Here is a 22,118-nt window from a genome sequence, read left to right as displayed (position 1 = left end):
ATTAGGTTAAGTTTTTTAATTCATTAAAGAAGGATTCTTCCTCTTCAAAAGCTGTTCCAATGACCACCAAATCTGCTCCTGCTTTATAGGCGGATTCTATTTCTGCTTTACTTCTAATGCCACCTCCAACTATCAATGGGATGTTTAATAGTTGTTTAACTTCAGAAATAATATGAGGTTCAATAGGGTGTGTGGCTCCGCTACCAGCTTCGAGATAAATAAGTTTCATTCCTAATAATTCACCAGCTTTAGCGGTGTCTGTTATAATTTGAATGTCACTTCGTTTAATCGGTTTTGTTTCACTAACACGTTGAACAGCGGTTTCTTTTCCGTTTTCTATAAGCACATAGCCTGTTGGAATAATTTCAAGATTAGTTTTGGCTAATTCGGAAACGGCTTCTACTTGTTTTCCTATTAAGTAATCAGGATTTCGTCCAGAAATTAAAGACAAAAATAAAATGCCATCCGCTTTATCTGTAATTTGAATGACATCTCCAGGAAATAGAATTATAGGAAGTGCGGTGTATTTTTTTATTTCGATGACTAAAGTTTCAGTTAAACCGTCGTCAACTTCGCTTCCTCCAACAAAAATATGTGTAGCGATAGATTGGTTGACTTTAGCTATAAAACTAGAAACGTTTTCAATCCTCATCTTATCAGGATCAATTAAAACAGCTAATTGTTTAATGTCCTTTTTTACAGCGTCGATTATATTTTTGAAGAGATTATTCATTATGGAACTACGTAAGCACAAGTAAAGCCTTCAAATTCTAAAAAAGCGGTATTGTATCTGTATTTTTTGTTTTTATAATCTATCCAAGCGACAGTTTCTCCATCTTTTAGCATAAATGGAATGACCAAAAAATGCTCTTTAAATAACATGCCTGGAGTAGCAAAAAGCTTATAAAGAGATTCCTTAATTCCCCAAATGACGGTAAGTCTATTAATGTAATCTTCGTCTGTAGATTTTAAATAATTAGATTCATAATCGACAAATTTATGTGCTATGACTTCTATTTTTTCACGTTGTTTTTCGATATCAATTCCGACTTCATTATCACTAATAATAACACCAGCAAATGTAAAGGAATGGGTTATAGAAATGTGTTTACCGTCTTTAAGGTGCGGTTTTCCATTATCGTCATAATATAAATCTTGGTCTGTATAACCAAACTCGTGTAGCAAATGTCTAACACTTAAAAAACCACGTTGATGTAGCTCACTTTTCATGCCTAACACACGTTGTAAACTTTGTGGTTTTAGGTCTAGGGGCTGAAATAGAGCATCATAAGATTCTTCAATCTTCCAGATTTTAACAGTAGTTTGTGAATTTACACTAATGGATTTGTATAGTGGCATTTAGAATTCTGAATGTTATTGATTATCTTTGCATCGCCTAAGGCAAATTTTGCATTTTTTAGATAAGCGAATTTAACTATTTAAGTGCTAAACCCAAAGGTGTTTAAAATATAAAAACAAAGAAAATAATATGAGTAATAAAACAGTTGCTTACGTGCCTAACAAGGTAAAAGATATGTCGCTTGCGGCTTGGGGAAGAAAAGAAATTAATTTAGCTGAAGCAGAAATGCCAGGTTTAATGAGTTTACGTGAAGAATACAAAAACGAGCAGCCTTTAAAAGGAGCGCGAATTGCTGGATGTCTTCACATGACGATTCAAACAGCAGTTTTAATAGAAACTTTACAAGCGCTTGGTGCTGAAGTAACTTGGAGTTCTTGTAACATTTTCTCTACGCAAGATCAAGCTGCTGCTGCAATTGCTGCTGCAGGAACTGCGGTTTATGCATGGAAAGGATTAACAGAAGAAGAATTTGATTGGTGTATTGAACAAACATTATTCTTTGGTGAAGATCGTAAGCCATTAAACATGATTTTAGATGATGGTGGTGATTTAACTAATATGGTTTTAGATAAATACCCAGAATTATCAGAAGGTATAAAAGGTCTTTCGGAAGAAACAACGACTGGAGTTCACAGACTTTACGAGCGTGTTAAGAATGGTACTTTAACAATGCCAGCAATTAACGTGAATGATTCTGTAACTAAATCTAAGTTTGATAATAAATACGGTTGTAAAGAATCTGCAGTAGATGCAATTCGTCGCGCAACAGATATTATGTTAGCTGGTAAACGTGTAACCGTTTGTGGTTATGGTGATGTTGGTAAAGGTACAGCGGCTTCTTTTAAAGGTGCAGGTTCTATTGTTACTGTTACTGAAATTGACCCGATTTGTGCTTTACAAGCTGCAATGGACGGTTTTGAAGTAAAGAAATTAGAAACCGTTGTTGGTAATTCTGATATTATTATCACAACAACTGGAAATAAAGATATCGTACGTGCTGAGCATTTCGAAGCAATGAAAGACAAAGTGATTGTAGCAAATATTGGTCACTTTGATAACGAAATCCAAGTAGGTTGGTTAAACGAGAAACATGGTGCTACTAAAGATACCATTAAGCCTCAAGTAGACAAATACAACATCAACGGAAAAGATATTATTCTTCTTGCTGAAGGTCGTTTAGTAAACTTAGGTTGTGCAACTGGTCATCCAAGTTTTGTAATGAGTAATTCATTTACAAACCAGACTTTAGCGCAGATTGAACTTTGGAAAAACAGTGCAAACTACGAAAACGATGTTTACATGTTACCTAAAGTTTTAGACGAAAAAGTAGCAAAATTACACTTAGAAAAAATTGGTGTTGAGTTGACTGAATTGGCAGAATACCAAGCCGATTATATTGGTGTAAAAGTTGAAGGTCCTTATAAGCCTGAGCATTACAGATACTAATCAAAGAATGTCATTGTGGGGCGCTTTATAGCGACGTGGCAATCTCATTAATAGAAACTGAATTTTAAAAATCCCAAGCATTCGTGTTTGGGGTTTTTTTATTTGGGCAATTTTAATTTGGTTTTTAGCACCAAATTAAACCACGCTTTTCACTATATCTTTTTCTCGTGCCTCAAAAAAGGATGCCGTTTCAATCGTTAGTGCATTTGACAAAACAAACTTTTTAGCCAGATTCATTTTAATTACCTTTCAACAAAATAAATTTAAATGAAAAAGTTAGATATTACAGTTTTACAAAATGCATTAAGCCAAATTGAAGGTTATATTCCACAACGTGAAATTTTAAATACTAATGTTTCAAAAGCGACTGTAGCATGGCATTTAGATCATAGCTTAAAAGTGATTAACACTGTGGTGACAACGATGCAGAATTCAGATCCAGCGTTGTATAAGGATAATTTTAGTTTTATAGGTAAATTGTTATTGAAGTTTAGATTCTTTCCAAGGGGAAAAGCGAAAGCACCAAAATATGTGACACCACCTGAAGTCATTTTAGAGGCTGATATTCTATTACAATTAGCAGAATCGAGAGCGAAGATAACAACGATATCTAGTTTAGACGATAACGCTTATTTTAAACATCCCTTATTTGGGAATATTAATAAATATAGAATTGTGCAATTCTTGGATGCACATACTAATCATCATTTAAAAATTGTAAAGAGTATATTGAAGTAGTTAAGATTTAACGCTTACAGGTTCTCGATAGCTTTACTGAGCGCAGTCGAACTACAAAATTGCAAAAAAAAGCAATTCCACTCGAACTGATACTTGTGTTTCAATTTTAAAAACTTCTAATTACAATCATTACGTCACTTCGAGTGATTTTCGAGGTACGAGAAAATTGTATCGAGAAGCCTCTAAAGATGTAGCCCATAAAAAAAGCTCTCACAAGTTTGTGAAACGTGTGAGAGCTTAATATTTTTAATATACTGGCGACTGCCAACTGAAGACTAAAGAACTGCTTACTTTTTCTTAGCTTTTCTTCTTTTCTTTTTCTTAGAACTATCGGTTTTAGGATGCACCAATTCCATTTCGTCAATCAGATGTTTTGCTCCTGCATATTTATCGACAATAAAAAGGACGTAACGTAAATCTACCATAATGTTTCGGCAAATTTCAGGATCGTAATTCATGTCACTCATGGTCCCTTCCCAAACTCTGTCGAAGTTTAATCCAACTAAATTTCCATGCGCATCAATTGCAGGACTTCCAGAGTTTCCACCTGTAGTGTGGTTGGTTCCTAAAAAGCAAACAGGTACTTTTCCGTTACTATCTGCATACTGTCCGTAGTCTTTAGCTTCGTATAATTCAATTAATTTTTGAGGTACATCGAATTCGTAATCACCTGGAATGTACTTTTCAATAACACCATCTAAATAACTTACGGGCTCGTAATAGACCGCGTCTCTTGGAGAATATCCTCGTACTTGACCGTAAGTAACACGAAGTGTACTATTAGCATCCGGAAAATAACGCTCATTAGGTAAAGCTTCCATAAGTGCCGTCATATACTTAGTTTGTAAAGCCGTTATGGGTTCGTTTTTTTGTAAATATTCAGGATTAAGCGTGTCAAAAAACTCAGCAATTATAGGTTTTGCATAGGCATAGGCAGCATCGTTATTAAGATTTTTAATTACGGTTTCTGCATCACCTTCTAATAATTGTAATGCCGATTCTAAATTGGTAAACGCTGTTTTATCATAAATAGTAGCATCTACAGATTTTCCGTATAAAGGCATTACATTTTCGTACACACCTTTATCTAAATCTACATCATAATTTTTATGAATACCTTGTAGCTGACCAGTTAAAACTTCTTTTCCTCTTTCTAGATTCTCAGAGTTGGCGATTAAAGCCTGCTCAACTTGATACGCTCTAAAGGTCATTTGCATTAATTCATTGGTTGTTAAGAAGACCTCTATAAAGTTTCTACGCTTAATATTTATAGGTGCAAAATCTTTATAAAGTCTGTCGAATTCCGGAAGAATGTTTCCGTATTTGTCTTCTAGTCCTTTTTCTTTTAAAGCCTTGGTGAATGTGGCTTCAAATTCGCGACGTTTTTCAACGGCATTACTTTTTTCAATTCCTAAGTTTTCACCAATCCATCGTTTCCAAGAGTTAGCAATTCGTGCCTGTTTAGAGGCATATTTAATTCTAACTTCGTCACTTTCTTTCATTTTTTGATCAATGATTTTTAAAGCCGCTTCACGAATCGCAATGTTCGTAGGGTTATAATCTTTTGTGATATGTTCTATCGCAACAGCTGGTAAATATTCGCTAGTCGTTCCTGGGAAACCAAAAACCATAGTAAAATCACCTTCTTCAACACCATCTAAAGAGATTGGAAGAAAATGTTTTGGCTTGTAAGGTTTGTTGTCTTTGCTGTATTTTGCCGGACGATTATTAGCATCTGCATAAATTCTGAATAACGAAAAATCACCAGTATGTCTAGGGAAAACCCAGTTGTCAGTATCGCTTCCGAATTTACCAATACTAGTTGGAGGTGTTCCCACCAAACGGATATCATCAAAACGTTCTGTTACAAATAAGAAGTATTGATTCCCCTCATAAAAGGCTTTTGTTTTTACATCTTGCCACGATTCCTTTGGCCAAGTTTTTAGTGCTGCATTACTGTTTTTAGAAATTAGAGATTGCTTTTCAGTTTCCGTCATAGTATCCGTAATACCTTTTAAAACCACTTCAGATACATCGTGAATACTTACTATAAATTCAATGAATAAGCCTTCGTTTGGTAATTCTTCATCTAAATTCATGGCCCAAAAACCATCTTTTAAATAATCGTTTTCTAAAGACGAATGGGATTGAATCTGACTGTAACCACAGTGGTGATTGGTCAGTACTAAACCTTGGTCTGAAATCACTTCACTAGTACAACCACCATTAAAATGACCAATGGCATCTTTTAAGCTAGAATTATTGACATCGTAAATATCTTGAGCTGTTAATTTACTGCCCAAACTTTGCATTTCATCTTCATTCATACCTTCTAAAAGTGAAGGGATCCACATACCACCTTGTTGGGCTGAAGCTTGAAAAACAACGAAAAGAAAAAGAATTTTTAAAAAGCGCATAGTTAATATTTTATTAGTTTTTGTAAAGATAGAAAAGCTTGTTTTATATCTTTAATGTTTTGAGATATAAAGACCACTTTTTATGAAAATCAAATCAAAATTACCGAACGTGGGCACCACCATTTTTACTGTAATGAGTGCTTTGGCTAAAGAGCATCATGCCATAAACCTGTCACAAGGCTTTCCTAATTATCCAAGTTCTCAAAAGTTGAATGATTTGGTTACGAATGCCATGAATAATGGGTATAACCAATATGCGCCAATGGCTGGTAATTTAGAGTTGCGTTTAGCGATTGCCCATAAATATCAATTACTCTATAAAAGCACCTATCATCCTGAAAAAGAAATTACAGTTACAGCAGGAGCAACCCAAGCCATTTACACAATTATTTCAGCATTTATAAGACGAAATGATGAGGTAATTATGTTTAAGCCCGCTTATGATTGTTATGAGCCCGCTGTTGAAATTAATGGAGGGAAAACGATTCCGGTTCAACTATCTGCGCCAAATTACAGTGTGAATTGGGAAGAGGTGGCTTCAAAAATTTCGCCTCAAACGAAAATGATTATTATCAATTCACCTCATAATCCAAGTGGTACCATTTGGTCTAAGGATGATATGCATCAACTTCAAAAATTAACCAGAAATACCGATATTATTATATTGAGTGATGAGGTTTACGAACATATTGTGTTTGATGACGCACAACATCAAAGCGCGTGTTTATTTGAAGATTTAAAACAACGCAGTTTTATATGTGCTTCCTTCGGAAAGACATTTCATAACACAGGATGGAAAATTGGCTATTGTTGTGCGCCAGAAGCGTTAATGGTAGAATTTAGAAAAGTGCATCAGTTTAATGTGTTTTCGGTTCACCATCCTTCTCAAAAAGGTATTGCAGATTATATGCAAGATGTAGAAACATATCTTGGATTAAATACTTTTTTTCAGCGTAAGCGCGATTTGTTTTTGAGTTTAATTTCAGAATCAAAATTTAAGTTTCAACCGTCACAAGGCACTTATTTTCAGGTGTTGGATTATTCTGAAATAACAAATGAATCGGATGTGGATTTTGCAAAACGATTAACCAAAGAATTTAAAATTGCAGCCATTCCACTTTCGGTATTTAATACTAAGAATCAAGACGATAAGGTGTTGCGATTTTGTTTTGCGAAAACAGATGAGACTTTGGTTAAAGCTGCTGAAATTTTGAACAGCATTTAATGTTAAAACTTTCGTAATACAGTGACTTTAGTGGGCTTTTTGTGTCTAATTAATAGAAACAAAATATAGAATAAAGTATGAAATTTCACTATGTATGTGTATGTTTTTTAGTAAGTTTAATGATGTCTTGCGGTAGCACTGAACGTGTTATTACTGAAGACGGAAAAGTCTATGAGGTAAAAGGTAATTCTATTATAAACAATGGAGCGGATGTTACCGAAACATTGACAGAAGAACGTAAATCTGAAATTGAATCGACTCTAAAAGCAAATAGAAAAGCTAAAGCAGAAGCAGAAGCGCTAGAAGCGGATCTTAAAGCGAAACAGAAAGCGTTAAAAGAACGAGAAGAAGCTGTAGAAGAGAAACAAGATGAGCTTGAAGAACAGCAAGAAGCATTAAAAGAAAAGTTAGAAGCAAAAGAAGATGCTCGTGATGATTTTTTAAAGGCAAAGAAACGTTTAGAAAAACAACAAAAGAAATATGAAAAGCTAAAGAAAAAAGGGAAACTATCACCAAATGATGAGGACGAATGGTCCGAAAAATTAAACGATTTAAAAGAAGAGTTTGAAGAAGCAAAAGAAAAAATGAATAACTTAAATAAATAAAAAAATTATGAAATATATATTAACTTGTGTTAGCCTAGTGTTTGTGTTGTTTTTAAATGCACAAGAAATTACCAAAGAAGGAAAAATTTATGAGGTAAAAAATGAGAAAATTTTCTTAGAAGGAAAAGATGTAACAGCTACTTTGAGTTTAGAAGAAAAAGCAGTTATTTTTAAAGAGGCAGCAGTGATTACAGAAAAACTTAAAGCAGATGCAGTAGTTAAGTTAGAAGCAGCAAAAGCTAAAGAAGTTGAAGCGAAGGCAAAATTAGAAGCAGAAAAAGCAAAGGCTGAATCTGTAAAATCTGAAAAAGCAGCAGCAAAGCTTAAGAAAGAAGAAGAAAAAGCCGTAAAAGAAAAGGAGAAAGCTGCTAAAAATTTAGAGAAGGAAAAAGCTGATGCTGAGAAAGCACAGAAAAAAACCGAAAAAGCTGAAAAAAAGGCTGAAAAAGCATTAGAAAAACAAGCAAAGCTAGAATCTAACTTGAAAAAAGCTGAAGATAAATTAAACAAGTCTCAGCAGAAATATGAGAAGTTAAAAAGAAAAGGTAAATTGTCACCTGTTGATGATAGTAAGTGGCTAGATAAATTATCTAAGCTTACTGAAAAAGTAGAAAAAGCAAAACGAAAAATATAACTATGTCTAACGTTTTAAACGTAGCCTTAATACAAACGTCTTTGGTTTGGGAAAACCCCAAAGAAAATAGACGTTTACTAAATGATAAGATCAACACCATTACAAAAGGTGTTGATCTTATTGTTTTACCAGAAATGTTTACGTCTGGTTTTACCATGAATCCTAAATTAGTCGCTGAAACTATGACTGGCGACACTATGGTTTGGTTAACACAATTGGCAAAAGAAAAAGAGGCGGCTATTATGGGAAGTCTCGTAATTTTTGAAAATAACAATTACTATAATCGTATGGTTTGTGTGGAGCCTTCTGGTACAATTACAACTTACGATAAACGCCACACCTTTACGTTAGCAGGCGAACACAACGTTTATACAGCCGGAATTGAGAAAGTGATGTTTAACTATAAAGGTTGGAAAATTTGTCCGTTGGTATGCTACGATCTACGTTTCCCGGTTTGGGCTAGAAATGTCGAAGATTACGATCTTTTAATTTATGTGGCTAATTGGCCAAAAGTGCGCATAAAAGCTTGGGATGCCTTGTTAGAAGCTAGAGCTATAGAGAACATGACGTATTGCATTGGTGTAAATAGAGTAGGGTTAGATGGAAATAACCATGAATACTCTGGTCATTCTGTGGTGTATGATGTTTTAGGAACTAGAATGGATAATTTATCCGAAAACGAAGATGCTATAGCAATCGTAGTTTTAGAAAAAGATACGATTACTAAATACCGAGAAAAATTGAATTTTTTAAACGATAGAGACAACTTTAATCTAAAAGCGTAAACTCTTCAATAAAGTCAAAATTAGAGCGAACTTCCTCAATAGGTTCTGAGTAACTAACACGTTCTGGTTGTATGCCTAACAAGAAATTGCCAGTGTCATATTTTCCATTTTCATTAGTGTCAAAAATAGCACGTAGCTTGTATTTTCTAGGAACTAAATCTGTGAAATCTACAACAGGAGAATCTGTAGTATAACGCTCGTACATTACTTCATCTTTCTCATTAACGAGTTGTAAAATTAATGGAAATTTAGCATTTCTAATATTGACTCTAATCTTTCCGTATTCAGATTTCATTTTGGTTCTTATGGAATATGTTAGGGTGTCTTTATTGATGTTATCGTAGAAATCGGTAAATGTGCCAGGAAGCATAGTAAAGTTGTATTTCTGACCTTCTTGCTTATCTATGGGGAATTTATAGCGATTAAAAATAGAATCGTATTCGACTTTTAAAGGCACAGCCAAAGAATCTTTATCTATAATTTTAATCTTTGTGGTGTCAATTTTAGCCAATGGAATATTAGCTTCAATAGTAAAATCCTCATTAAAATGTAATGTTCCTTGTATAGACGGTTTTATACTTAAAGAATCTCCTTTTATAGTTCTAAAGCGATGTTTAAAGGTGTCAATTTGCTTATCGTTCTTAACGAGAAAGAATGTCGTGTCAATTTCAAATTTTGGCTTATACCAATAGTATAATGTATCTGTCTTTGGATCTTTTACAATTCGGGTTTTATAAGCTTCAGGTGTATCTCCGAGCACTTCGATTCGCATAGATTCATAATCTCCTTCGTAAGGAAAAATAATACGTGTTTCACCATCTTGTGACGGTTTAACGGCTTTATAATTTACCTTTTCGTTAAAAAGAGTCAGCTTGTAAGAGTCGTCTGTGGGTACCGTAATAAAGTCTTCTTTAAAGCCTATTTTATCGTTTTTCTGATTGAACATGTAATTTGAGTTCTTGTCCTTTAACGCAATCAGTTTGTAGGTTCCTGCTTTAATATTTTCAATGTTAAAACTTGTAAGACTATCTAGTGTATTGGTAATATATCTTGGTTTTTGTTTGTAAATTATAGAATCTGTGTACGTAGAATCCACTTCATACAACATCACCGAAATAAAGGTGTCTGGTTCTTCTTTTAGAGCATCTACAACATACCCTTTTACAGACAACGAATCAATAATGTTTCCTGTAGAGAACACATAGCGATAATACGGATAAGGGTTTTCTTCGTTGTTATCTACAATACTTTCTCCAAAATTAAACGCATAGGTGGTGTTGGCTTCTAAAGTATCAACTATTTTAATTGTAATGTAATCACTAGCGCCACTCATTGGTGTAACTAATGGTTCTGTGTCCATAGGAGGCGACACAATAAGTTGTTTTCTAAGATCTTTTATTTTGATGTATTCATTAAAGTAAATTCTAATTTCATCACCTTTAAAGTTAGTCGAAAAATTCGCTGGTACAGATTTTGTGATTTCGGGTGGTAAAATATCCTTCTCGCCACCTGTAGGAGTACCGCGATTGGCGCAACTAGCTATACTAATTGCAATTAAAATGAGGATTAAAATTCGCATTATAGGTAAACGCATCTATTCAAAATAATTTAGCACAAAGAAACAATATAATTTATTTAGAAACGAAAAAATTAATCTGCAATTGCCATCGTAGCAAGACTTAACTTAATATTATCAATTTTTAACAAAACTGTAGCGCAAGCTTCAACGGTTGCGCCAGTAGTAATGATGTCATCTACAAGTAAAATATGCTTTCCTATTAGAGATTTATTTTCAGAAATATCAAATAACGCTCCGTCGTCATTCCAACGTGTTAAGCGCCCTTTAAATACTTGTGTTTTAGACGATTTTGTTTTGATTAAAACCGTGTCATTATACTCAGCATTTAGTGCTGTTGCAATGGCTTTTCCAAACTTTGCAACTTGGTTATAACCACGCTTTCTCAATTTTGATTTATACAAAGGTACGGGTACAATAACATCGATGTGTTTATAAGCTTCTACAGTTGCTAGTTCTGCGCCAAACCATTTGCCAAAGAATTCTCCAATATCCTCATGACCTCTATATTTTAAATTATGTAGTATTTGCTGTACAATTCCCTTCTTTGAAAAATGCAATAATGCGGTTGCATTTTCGAGTTTTACCCGTCCATAAACTATTTTTTTTACATCCTCGGCATTATCAAAATGAAAGTTGGTAACTGGTAAATGGTGTCTGCAAGAGGTACATAAAACAATTTCATTATCAGTTAAAACATTATTACATGCTTCACAAACCTTTGGAAAGAATAAGTTTAACAAGTTTTTCATCACTTAGTCGATTAAAATAAAATTAGACTTCAATTAGCTCTAGTTTCGCCTTAAATTAATAAAATTAATAATGATAGTTAACCCTCAGCTATTTAATTATAGATTGATTATTAGTTCTTTACTAGTTGTTTTAACTGTTTTAGGAATATATAGCTTTAATAAATATAAATCCATTGAATCTTACGAAGATTTCTTAAAACAAGAAAAAGTTTTGATAGAAACAGAGCTATCAGAATTATTGTCAAGTTATGACGAACTAAGTCAAGACTATAGTTTTATGTCTTCTCAGCTCAAAGAAGCAAAACTAGAAGCAAGTAATGCTTTAGATTCTTTAAAATTACTAAACAGTGATTTATCAATTATCACTAAATTCAAAGATCAACTTGTCGTTATAAAATCTAGAAATAAAGTGCTGTTAAGTACTATGGATTCTCTAAATTCGGCGAATAGAAAATTGCAGAGTGAAAAACGTTATGCTTTAAATACAATAAAGAATAATGCCTTAAAAATTAATGATTTAGAAGAGGTTAACAACGCGTTGTATAAAACCATTGATAATGCTGCTATGTTAAAAGCAAGTAATATTAATGCGAAATCGTATAAATTGAAATCGGGTAAAAAACGATTTACCGATCGTGCAAAACGTGCCAATGCCATTGACGTATGTATTACGTTAAATGAAAATCCATTAGCATTAAATGGTAAAAAAGACATTTACATACAGATTGTGAGTCCACAAGGTAATGTGGTATCAGATAAAGGTGAAGTATTTTTTGGTAATACTTCATTAAACTACAGCTTTAAAGAAAGTATAAATTACGAAAAAGAAAATTTAGAAATATGTACCGCTATAGTTGCTGATGATGAGGATCAACCCTTCTTAAAAGGCGTCTACTTTGTCAATATTTTTCACGAAAATGTAAAGCTAGGTAGTACAAGTCTAAATTTAAAATAGGTAATACTTATAAATAACGATATAATTTTTGTAAAACCGTTCTGTTAATCAGAGCGGTTTTCTATTTTTGCAATATTATGGCAAACGAAGATCAATTTAAAAAAGTAATCTCTCACGCAAAGGAGTATGGTTACGTGTTTCAGAGTAGTGAAATCTATGATGGACTAAGCGCAGTATACGATTATGCTCAAAATGGAGCAGAATTAAAGAAAAATATCAGAGACTATTGGTGGAAAGCCATGGTACAAATGCACGATAATATTGTAGGGATTGATGCTGCAATATTTATGCATCCAACTACTTGGAAGGCTTCCGGACACGTTGATGCTTTTAGCGATCCTTTAATTGATAATAAGGATTCTAAAAAACGCTATAGAGCAGATGTTTTAGTAGAAGATTATTGTTTAAAAATTGAAGCTAAAATTGAAAAAGAAGTTAAAAAAGCAGAAAAACGCTTTGGAGAATCTTTTAATAAAGAAGAATTTATTTCTACTAACGGACGTGTTGTTGGGTATCAAGAAAAAATCGATACTATTTTAAAACGTTTAGGCCAATCTTTAGAAAAAGAAGATTTAGCAGACGTAAAAGCATTAATCGAAGAGTTAGAAATTGCTTGTCCTGTAGCAGGAAGTCGTAATTGGACAGACGTTAAGCAGTTTAACTTAATGTTTGGAACTAAACTTGGTGCTTCTGCAGAAACGGCGATGGATTTGTATTTGCGTCCAGAAACAGCTCAGGGTATTTTTGTTAACTTTTTAAATGTTCAGAAAACAGGACGTTTAAAAATTCCATTCGGAATTGCACAAACAGGAAAAGCATTTAGAAACGAAATTGTTGCAAGACAGTTTATCTTTAGAATGCGTGAGTTTGAACAAATGGAAATGCAATTTTTTATTAAACCAGGCACACAAAAAAAATGGTTTGAGCATTGGAAAGAAACACGAATGAAGTGGCATCTTTCTCTTGGAATGGGAGAAGAAAATTACCGTTTCCACGATCATGAAAAATTGGCGCATTACGCTGATGCTGCTACCGATATCGAATTCAAGTTCCCATTCGGGTTTAAAGAATTGGAAGGAATTCACTCGCGTACAGATTTTGACTTAAAGCAACACGAAGAATTTTCTGGTAAGAAATTACAATATTTTGACCATGAAGATAACGAAAGCTACACTCCTTACGTTCTTGAAACTTCTATTGGTTTAGATCGTATGTTTTTAGCTGTGTTCTCAAATGCTTTGGTTGAAGAAGAATTAGAAGATGGTAAAACACGTACTGTTTTAAAACTTCCGGCTGTATTAGCTCCTGTTAAAGCTGCTATATTTCCTTTATTGGCAAAAGATGGTTTACCTGAGGTTGCTAAAAAGATTGTTGAGGATTTAAAGTGGGACTTCAATGTTGCTTATGAAGAAAAAGATACGGTTGGTAGACGTTACAGAAGGCAAGACGCCAACGGAACACCATTTTGTATTACAGTAGATCACGATACTTTAGAAGACAATACCGTAACGATTCGTCATAGAGATACTATGGATCAAAAACGTGTAAAGATTGAAGATTTAAAAGAAATTATAAAAGCAGAGGTTGATGTGAAGCATTGGCTAATGAAAATGTAATTACAAATTCTTGTAAAAGCAGGAATCTGATATAAATTAAAACACCCAAGCTTTTAAAGTTTGGGTGTTTTTTTTAGTCTCTAAATGATTATTAATTTTGGAAAAACACAAATAATTATTACTGTAAAATTTGAGTAGCTAAATAAGCCGCATCCTTTTTTATACCGCCCAATGTGGCAGAACCTCTTGTGTGTAGCCATGGTAATCCGATAAAATAGAGTCCTTCTGTAGTACTAATTCCTCTATGATGTTTTGGATACCCATCATCGGTAAGTTCTAAATTATCTATCCATTCAAAATTAGGTTTGTAGCCCGTAGCCCAAACTATATTTTTAACATCTGTAAGTTCTACTGTAGCCGTTTTTATAGTGTTATACTCTGCGTCTGTGGTGTGACCAACAAGTGTAACATTGCCACGTTTTATAATCGTTTTTACATCAGTACCAATGATAGGTTGCTTAGATTGATTAATTTTTTTTCCAATCCATGAGTTTTTACTAAAACTTAAAAATCCTGTTTTTGTAAACCACCACCATAAGGTTTTACCTAAAAATTCTTGGGGGAGTGTTCTAATATCAGTACTTCCTGAAAAATATGTGGTATTCGATGTATTGCTAGAGATCTCATCCAGAATTTGAAATCCACTATCTCCACCACCCACAACCAAAGTAGACCCTTTTTGTAATTGATCTGAGTTTTTGTAATAATTACTATGCACCTGATAGATACTGTCCGAAAGCTTATTGTGAAATTTTGGGGTGTATGGAATATGAAATGGTCCTGTAGCGACAATAACATGTCTGCAAGTTATTTCTTGCTTATTCGTTTTTATGATAAAGTGCTTATCCTTTTTTTCAATACGTTCTGCTAAAGTATTTAATTGTAGAGGAAAATCAAATTTTTCTACATAGCTCTTAAAATAGGCTGCTACTTCGTATTTATCGGGATAATAACCTTTTGGAGCAGGAAACGGCATTCCTATTAAATGATTAAACTCAGTAGGCGTAAATAATTTTAAAGTATCCCACCGGTTTAGCCACGACGCACCAATTTCTTCTTCTCTGTCAATGATCAAGAAATCTTTCTGATTTTGTTTAAGAAAATAAGCCATAGAGAGGCCTGCTTGCGCAGCACCTACTATTACAAAGTCTTTCATTACTGTGTTTTGTTATTATTCTGACAGTATACCGTTTTTAACGGTTTTAAACAAATTGTAAGGGTATGTATTTGAAAGCTTTTGCGGTTCTCTAAAAATAAGCCTTTAATTGAACCGTACCTGTATGAATCATTTTAGAGGTCTCAGATTTACGTCCAAAATAATTTAAATTCAAATCTAAATATTTGGTCAGTTTTTTCTGTGCTAGTAAACTCCATGTGAAGTTTTTTCCGGGCTGTAAACCTTCAAGAATTTCATAAGCTACAGGAGAATTGGTATTCCCTTCAAATTCATTTTTATAAAAGTTGAATTCACCTGTTAGTGCTATTTTTTGAGCATTGTTATACGTAAAAGACAAACCGTAATTATTCTGCGCTAAGGTTTCTAAACTTCCTATAGTGTTTTCTTTGGAAGTGTATTGGTAAAACACATCAAATTGTGCATTCTCATTAAAGAGATATGATAATTTTGGTTGAAATCTGGTTTCTTCAATATTGAAATTTCGGTTGGTGAAATTTTCACTTATACTCTCATTATTTCCAAAAGTACTCAACATATTTGCTAACCAATTTGTAGAAAATTTATGATTAAAATTGAGTTGGTGATTGGTTAAGCTGTTTTCCTGAGAGCCTATAGATAATAAGTTTCTACTGGTATTTGTTAAAAAGGTATAACTTGTTGTATAGTGTTGTTTTCCTCTATTGTAAAACAATACATTTCGCACGCTGTTGTTTAATGCTAACTGATTTTCTTCGTCGTCTTTAAATGGATTGAGATTAAAATTATTGCCATCTCGTTTTATTTTTCGATCTATTAAATATGAGGTTTGATTATAAAAATGCGAAAAGAATTTTTCGGTTTTATTCTCCGATTTAGTCCATTGTTGTGGGTTAAAAGTAAGGGTTTGACTTAAGCGATTTTGATGGGTGCGCACAAATACTTGATTGGGTAATAACACACGGATGTAACTACCTTGATCGGTAAATTGGGCAATTTCAAATTCGTTTAATTCTTGTATGTTATTCTCGTTGTAATCAATCCATGTGTAAGCTCCCTGCCCGGCTTCGACTTCGACATAAGTAAAATCTTGTTGTGCTAAGGTTCCAGAATTCGTTTCGAAATTAGTATTCCATAAAACGAGATTGTTAAATAGCTTCTGACTAAAATTTAAGCGACTATTCAAACTTTGTTCGTCTTCAATAGAACTATCCTCTGATTTTAAATCTCTGTAATTTACAAACAATTGAAGATTGGTATTTTTATTCTGAATTAATGTAGATTTTAGATAATAGGTGTTAGAGCTGTTAACGCGCTCCAAATTAGTGTTGCGCAGACTGTCATTAAAACGTTTTATATAGCCAACTTCAGCATATATGCTAGTACTATCGCCAATACCAACAAAAGCTTCGTAGGATTTAAACTTCTGACTCAATGGAGTAAGCGAATCTGTTGCGGTAACGCGTTGTTCATTATCTTCAGTGGCAAATTTTACACCAGTCCATTTGTTGCTTTTTCCATAAACCACACGATTAAAAGAGCGTAAAAATGTAGAACGATTAATTGTGCTTTCGTTATTTAAAACACTAGAATTTGTAAAAATCTTAAAATCACCTAAACGCAAATTAGCGGTAACCTGATGTCGGTTACCATTGAAGTTTTCAGAATAGTTTAAATGTTCAAAATTATAGGTTGCTAAACCTTTTTTAGCATGTGATAAACGCAAGCCTGTGGTGAGTAATAACTGATTTCCGAAGTCAAAATTATCCTCATCCGTTTCTGAAGTCTCTAGATTCCAATCTCTATTAAATTCTGCTCTGTACAGACGTTGTATGGTATTAAAGTCCTTTTGAATAAAATCAGCATCAACCAATGCAGATAAATTCCATAAACTATCGGTTTGAATGATACTTTGTTTTAAAGTGAATTTTCCGGCATAGCCATCATTATTTTCATCATCTAAGTTTGAAAATAGATTACTATCTCTTTTACTTCCTGCTAATTCAAAAAAGAGGTCTGTTTTTTTGCTTGGTCTATACTGTCCATTAACAATCGCAATTTGCAATCGTTCTGGAGCAATCAGTTGCACAATAGGTTCATAATTTCCTTGAGGTACGCCAGCAATAGGAGCCACATATTCAAAAATATTATTAATGGCATTTGTGTTTACCAATACATAATTTCCCTGATTTGCACCAACCAAGGTAAAACGCACACTGAATAATTCGTCTTCAGGGTTGTTAGAAAATACAAATATGTCTTCGCCTCCAAAGAGCTCTTTTCGGTATAAAATCTGATTTTCAGAATATGATGCTGGGGTTGAAGAAGGTGCCGACATTAAATCTTTATTGTCACCAGCATCTGCTAAAACTTGCGTTTGCTCTGTAGAAAGATTTTGTTGTAAAGGCTGATTTTTAGCATCACTTTCAGAATATATGGACACATTTAATTTAAGCGTTTCGGTTTCATAATTAGCTCCGCCAAACACTGTAAATCGTGAATAATTACGTTCGCTAAATTGATAATCTACTGTAATTCGCATTTCGGAAGTAATAGGAAATGTAGAATTAAAAATGATTTCGCCAGCATTATAATCAATAATGTAATCGTTATTTTCTCCACGTTCTAAAGGTACTCCGTTAACGTAAACGGTTTCACTACCAGACACCACAAGAACATAGAGTTCGTTGTTTGAGCCACGTAATTTGTAAGGTCCTTGGTTACCTTCTTGAGCTGTAAATTGAGTGGTCGTAAACTGACCACGTACTAAAGCTCCCGAAGAAAAAACAGAGGTTTTTTCGCTAAGGTTAGCCCTTACCATTAGTCCTTGCACACGTTTCGAAAAATTAGCAAAATAACTTTTAGTGTTTTCTAAATCGATATCTCCGGCACGTATATTCCAATCGTCACTAAATAACTCAATAAAAACTTGATCGAATTCATCTAAACGTTGCGAGTAACCACTTTCTTGCAACGGAATATTGGCATCTTGTATAGACGCTCTTAAGGATACTTTATCGCTTAGTTTTCCTGAAATTTGTAAATCGAGTTCACTATTTAATACCGAATTCTGATTGTTTCCAATCGTTACGCCTCTCGAAATACTTCCAGAAGTCGTTAAGCCATCAAAAGGTATAAAGCTGTTTTTAGAGGTGGTGTTTTGAAGTTGATATAATTGCTGAAATTCCGATGAGCGTTCAATAATAACCGTATCGTCTAACTGCTGATACACATTCGTTAGAAATTTTGGATAGCGTAAATATTCAATTTGAATGGTGTCCGTTTCAATAGGTTGCTTAAAACGAAGTATGGCTTTTACAAAATCAACGGTATATAAAGTCGAATCTATGATTTTGTTGTCATTAGTCCTGATTTTAAATAGGGAAGGGTTAATGTTAACAGAATCAATTTGAATAGAATCTTTAACGGCTATTTTCTTTTTTATATAATTACTAGGGTTCTCTTGCGCCATAGCACTAAAAGAACCGATAATTAGTATAATAAGTATAGCGTATTTCATGTAGAATAATAACTTCTTAAAGCAGGAAATATTTTATCGTTAAATGCAGTATAAAATTATAGGGTAAAAGTACAGTATTATTTAATTTAGCAGTTAAACAGAAAATGACGAGATGAAACGAGCATGTTGAAGCTTTAATTACCCAAACGGATGATTAATAGCGAACAGCATGTGACCATTAAAAAACAATAAATATAAACACATGAAAATAGTTTCTTATAACGTAAATGGTATTAGAGCAGCCGTGAAAAAAGGCTTTGTAGATTGGTTAAAAGCAACAGGGCCAGATGTAATTTGTTTACAAGAAATTAAAGCCATGGAAGAACAAGTCGATTTAGATGTGTTTACAGAAGCGGGTTACAACTTTAATTATTGGTTTAGTGCTCAGAAAAAAGGCTACAGTGGAGTTGCGATTTTATGTAAAGAAGAACCAAATCATATAGAATTCGGCACAGGAATTGAATCCATGGATTTTGAAGGTAGAAACATTAGAGTAGATTATGATGGCGTTTCAGTGATGAGTATGTATTTACCATCCGGTACTAACGATGCACGGTTATCTCATAAGTTTGAATATATGAATCTTATTCAGCAGTATTTGAATGAACTTCAAACTGAAAAACCAAACTTGGTGGTGTGTGGTGATTATAATATTTGTCATGAAGAAATCGATATTCACAACCCAAAAATGAAAGGAGTTTCAGGTTTTTTACCTGAAGAACGCGAATGGTTAGGAGAATTTATAGACAGTGGATTTATAGATAGTTTTAGGTATTTACATCCTGAGCGTCAGGAATATTCATGGTGGAGTTACAGAGCAAATTCGAGAGCAAACAACAAAGGTTGGAGGTTAGATTATGCCATGGTAAGCAAACCGTTACAAGAAAAAATAAAACGTAGCGTTATATTAACGGAAGCGGTGCATAGTGATCATTGTCCGATTTTATTAGAATTGGATATTTAAAAATAAAATTTAAAACAAACCCCAAATAGAAACTAAACTTAAAACAACTTAATAGAAGAGATATGATTAAAAAACTTTCAATTTTAGCATTAACATTTACACTATTCTCATCTTGTGTGTCAAAGAAAATCTACACAGATCTTGAAGATAAATACACGACTCTTAAAAAGGAAAACCGCAGTATGTCTGATGAGTTAGAAGCCTTATCTAAAGATAAAACCCAATTAAATAATGATTTAGGTAAACTTCAGTCAGCTTACGATGCGGCTGTTGCTGACCGCGATAAACTTCAGGCAGATTATGCTGCAGCTAAAACAAATCTTGAAACTTTAAAAGCGTCTTACAAAGCCTTAGAAGAAAATAGTTCTGCATCAATTGCGAAAAACTCGCAGAAAAACAGAGAACTTTTAGCACAATTAGAAGCAAAAGAACAAGCTTTAGCCGCAGAAAACGAACGTTTAAATACGTTGAAACAAGAATTAGAAAGTCGTTCGCAACGTGTTGCAGAATTAGAAAATGTTATTGCGTCAAAAGATGCCGCAATGCATAAATTAAAAGATGCGATTTCTAAAGCGCTAACTAATTTTGAAGGTAAAGGATTAACTGTAGAGCAACGCAACGGAAAAGTCTATATTTCTATGGAAAATAAATTGTTGTTTGAATCTGGAAGCTGGTATGTTGGAGCACAAGGAAAACAAGCCGTAAAACAATTAGGAAGTGTATTGGCTGAAAATCCTGAAATTTCAGTTCTAATCGAAGGGCATACCGATAATGTACCATACAAAGGGAATGCACAATTGAGTGGTAACTGGGATTTATCTGCAAAACGAGCCACTGCAATTGTAAATATCCTTAGAGAAAATGATGCAATTAATCCTGAAAACTTAACGGCTGCAGGACGTGGGGAATTTGCTCCAATTGCTGCAAATGATACTGCTGAAGGGAAAGCAAAAAACAGACGAATTGAAGTTATATTGACGCCTAAGTTAGATGAGATTTCAAAGTTATTAAATGAGATTTAAATTGAAATGTCATTGCAAGAAACGAAGCAATTTGTAGAATTTGAGTTTTAATTTAGATAAATTCTCTCGACGCTAAAAGCGTTTCGTAATGATATATTAACAAACATTTAGACCTCCCATGTTTTTAAAACCTGTGAGGTCTTCTTATTTTTACAGTATATTCTAAGTATAAAAATGTCATGCTGAGCGCAGTCTAAACCTAGATTATAAAATTAAGTTTAACTAAAATGAGATTCCTGCTCTCGCAGGAAGTGCTATGAAATATACAACCCTACCAAATACAGAAATAAAAGTTAGCAAAATATGCCTTGGCACCATGACATGGGGAAATCAAAACACCCAAGACCAAGGGTTTTCTCAAATGGATTTTGCCTTAGATAAAGGAGTTAATTTTTTTGACACAGCAGAATTGTATCCCGTACCTGCACGAAAAGAAACGTACGCGGAAACCGAGCGTATTATCGGGAATTGGTTTGCTAAAACCGGCAATAGAGACAAGATTATTTTAGGTTCAAAAATAGCAGGAACTGGTGATTATACCGCTCATATTAGAACTAATGGTTTTAGTAAGGATGCGCTTAACGATGCTGTAAATGATAGTTTAAAGCGTTTGAAAACCGATTATATAGATTTGTATCAACTGCATTGGCCAGAAAGAGATACAAACACGTTTGGTAAGCGCGATTATAACTATAATTCAAAAGATAAATGGGAAGATAATTTTAATGAAGTTCTTCATAATCTCGATGACATTATTAAATCAGGAAAAATAAGACAAGTCGGGATTTCTAATGAAAAAGCTTGGGGAACTATGCGTTATTTAGAAGAGTCTAGGCAGCATAATTTACCAAAGATGATTACGATTCAAAATGCGTATTCACTTTTATGTCGACCATTTGAAGGAGATTTAGCAGAAGTCGCGCATAGAGAAAACATAGGCTTATTAGCGTATTCTCCTATGGCATTTGGTGTTTTATCTGGGAAATATATAAAAGGAACAGCGGCAAAGGATGCACGCTTAAATGTATATTCTCATTTTTCACGCTATAATAGCGCAAAAGCAACGGAAGCAGCGAAACGTTATTTGAAAATTGCAGAAGATAACAATATGTCATTGGCGCAAATGTCATTGGCTTTTGTAAATGAACGCCCATTTATAACTAGTAATATCATTGGAGCTACTAACCTTCAACAATTAGAAGAAAATATAGATAGTATTAATATCTCGTTGTCTGATGAAATTATGGAAGCTATAAACGCGGTACATGCTGAGATTCCTAATCCTGCAACATAATTCGTATTACTTATAGAATAAAGTAGCGCTCATCCATGATGAGCGCTTTTTTTTTG

General features: G+C 33.7%; 18 protein-coding genes. 11 read left to right on the top strand and 7 right to left on the bottom strand.

Going from position 1 to position 22,118, the window contains the following annotated elements; genetic code table 11:
• Position 1 precedes the first annotated feature (1 nt).
• Together DFQ09_RS02930 and DFQ09_RS02925 are read right to left on the bottom strand one after the other, a co-directional pair.
• Positions 2-733: a geranylgeranylglyceryl/heptaprenylglyceryl phosphate synthase gene (locus tag DFQ09_RS02930; protein ID WP_115808085.1), complete on the bottom strand. Its 732-nt coding sequence runs from the start codon at positions 731-733 to the stop codon at positions 2-4.
• A complete protein-coding gene (locus tag DFQ09_RS02925; protein WP_115808084.1) occupies positions 733-1,359 on the bottom strand; it encodes a 4'-phosphopantetheinyl transferase family protein in 627 nt (208 codons plus the stop codon). Before DFQ09_RS02925 ends, DFQ09_RS02930 begins: the two co-directional genes overlap by 1 nt.
• A 130-nt stretch (positions 1,360-1,489) precedes the next feature.
• Here DFQ09_RS02925 and ahcY point away from each other — a divergent pair, with 130 nt between their 5' ends.
• Positions 1,490-2,806, top strand: coding sequence for an adenosylhomocysteinase (gene ahcY, locus DFQ09_RS02920; protein WP_115808083.1), 1,317 nt, complete (start codon positions 1,490-1,492; stop codon positions 2,804-2,806).
• 267 nt (positions 2,807-3,073) lie between these two features.
• Positions 3,074-3,544 carry a DUF1569 domain-containing protein gene (locus tag DFQ09_RS02915; protein WP_115808082.1) on the top strand — a complete coding sequence of 157 codons (471 nt, stop codon included), beginning with the start codon at positions 3,074-3,076 and terminating at the stop codon, positions 3,542-3,544.
• Positions 3,545-3,831: 287 nt separating this feature from the next.
• On the opposite strand, the gene DFQ09_RS02910 is transcribed toward DFQ09_RS02915, so the two are convergent.
• The gene (locus DFQ09_RS02910) at positions 3,832-5,961 is read right to left on the bottom strand and encodes a S46 family peptidase (protein WP_115808081.1); all 2,130 of its coding nucleotides are present in this window, start codon (positions 5,959-5,961) and stop codon (positions 3,832-3,834) included.
• Between the two features lie 82 nt (positions 5,962-6,043).
• Between DFQ09_RS02910 and DFQ09_RS02905 the strand changes: the two genes are divergently transcribed.
• From DFQ09_RS02905 to DFQ09_RS02890, 4 genes are all read left to right on the top strand, one after another.
• Positions 6,044-7,186, top strand: a complete 1,143-nt coding sequence (locus DFQ09_RS02905) for a methionine aminotransferase (RefSeq protein WP_115808080.1) — start codon at positions 6,044-6,046, stop codon at positions 7,184-7,186.
• Between the two features lie 77 nt (positions 7,187-7,263).
• The gene (locus tag DFQ09_RS02900) at positions 7,264-7,791 is read left to right on the top strand and encodes a hypothetical protein (protein WP_147298314.1); all 528 of its coding nucleotides are present in this window, start codon (positions 7,264-7,266) and stop codon (positions 7,789-7,791) included.
• 7 nt (positions 7,792-7,798) lie between these two features.
• Complete coding sequence (locus DFQ09_RS02895; protein WP_147298313.1) at positions 7,799-8,425, top strand: hypothetical protein; 627 nt, start codon at positions 7,799-7,801, stop codon at positions 8,423-8,425.
• 2 nt (positions 8,426-8,427) lie between these two features.
• Positions 8,428-9,210 (top strand): amidohydrolase, encoded by a 783-nt coding sequence (locus tag DFQ09_RS02890; protein WP_115808077.1) that lies wholly within the window; start codon positions 8,428-8,430, stop codon positions 9,208-9,210.
• On the opposite strand, the gene DFQ09_RS02885 is transcribed toward DFQ09_RS02890, so the two are convergent.
• Both DFQ09_RS02885 and DFQ09_RS02880 read right to left on the bottom strand, forming a co-directional pair.
• Complete coding sequence (locus DFQ09_RS02885; protein ID WP_115808076.1) at positions 9,194-10,804, bottom strand: Ig-like domain-containing protein; 1,611 nt, start codon at positions 10,802-10,804, stop codon at positions 9,194-9,196. The two genes, DFQ09_RS02890 and DFQ09_RS02885, sit on opposite strands and share 17 nt — an antisense overlap.
• A 56-nt stretch (positions 10,805-10,860) precedes the next feature.
• Entirely contained in the window at positions 10,861-11,538 is a 678-nt protein-coding gene (locus tag DFQ09_RS02880) for a ComF family protein (protein ID WP_115808075.1), read from the bottom strand.
• 70 nt (positions 11,539-11,608) lie between these two features.
• Between DFQ09_RS02880 and DFQ09_RS02875 the strand changes: the two genes are divergently transcribed.
• Together DFQ09_RS02875 and DFQ09_RS02870 are read left to right on the top strand one after the other, a co-directional pair.
• Complete coding sequence (locus DFQ09_RS02875) at positions 11,609-12,493, top strand: hypothetical protein (RefSeq protein WP_115808074.1); 885 nt, start codon at positions 11,609-11,611, stop codon at positions 12,491-12,493.
• 77 nt (positions 12,494-12,570) lie between these two features.
• Positions 12,571-14,109 carry a glycine--tRNA ligase gene (locus DFQ09_RS02870; protein ID WP_115808073.1) on the top strand — a complete coding sequence of 513 codons (1,539 nt, stop codon included), beginning with the start codon at positions 12,571-12,573 and terminating at the stop codon, positions 14,107-14,109.
• Between the two features lie 118 nt (positions 14,110-14,227).
• Here the strand turns inward: DFQ09_RS02870 and DFQ09_RS02865 are convergent, their stop codons facing one another.
• Positions 14,228-15,265 (bottom strand): flavin-containing monooxygenase, encoded by a 1,038-nt coding sequence (locus DFQ09_RS02865; RefSeq protein WP_115808072.1) that lies wholly within the window; start codon positions 15,263-15,265, stop codon positions 14,228-14,230.
• 91 nt (positions 15,266-15,356) lie between these two features.
• The gene (locus DFQ09_RS02860) at positions 15,357-18,782 is read right to left on the bottom strand and encodes a hypothetical protein (RefSeq protein ID WP_115808071.1); all 3,426 of its coding nucleotides are present in this window, start codon (positions 18,780-18,782) and stop codon (positions 15,357-15,359) included.
• 202 nt (positions 18,783-18,984) lie between these two features.
• On the opposite strand from DFQ09_RS02860, the gene DFQ09_RS02855 reads away from it, so the two are divergent.
• The 3 genes from DFQ09_RS02855 (at position 18,985) to DFQ09_RS02845 (ending at position 22,062) form a co-directional block, all read left to right on the top strand.
• Complete coding sequence (locus tag DFQ09_RS02855) at positions 18,985-19,746, top strand: exodeoxyribonuclease III (protein WP_115808070.1); 762 nt, start codon at positions 18,985-18,987, stop codon at positions 19,744-19,746.
• A 62-nt stretch (positions 19,747-19,808) separates the two neighbouring features.
• On the top strand, positions 19,809-20,768 hold the full coding sequence (locus DFQ09_RS02850; RefSeq protein WP_115808069.1) for an OmpA family protein: 960 nt from the start codon (positions 19,809-19,811) through the stop codon (positions 20,766-20,768).
• Between the two features lie 256 nt (positions 20,769-21,024).
• Complete coding sequence (locus DFQ09_RS02845) at positions 21,025-22,062, top strand: aldo/keto reductase (RefSeq protein WP_115808068.1); 1,038 nt, start codon at positions 21,025-21,027, stop codon at positions 22,060-22,062.
• The last annotated feature ends 56 nt before the right edge of the window (positions 22,063-22,118 follow it).

The organism is Winogradskyella pacifica (assembly GCF_003386275.1).
GTDB classification, from domain to species: Bacteria; Bacteroidota; Bacteroidia; order Flavobacteriales; family Flavobacteriaceae; genus Winogradskyella; species Winogradskyella pacifica.
The sequence above is the reverse complement of the archived record's forward strand: the minus strand, read 5'-3'. Positions and strand labels throughout refer to the sequence as shown.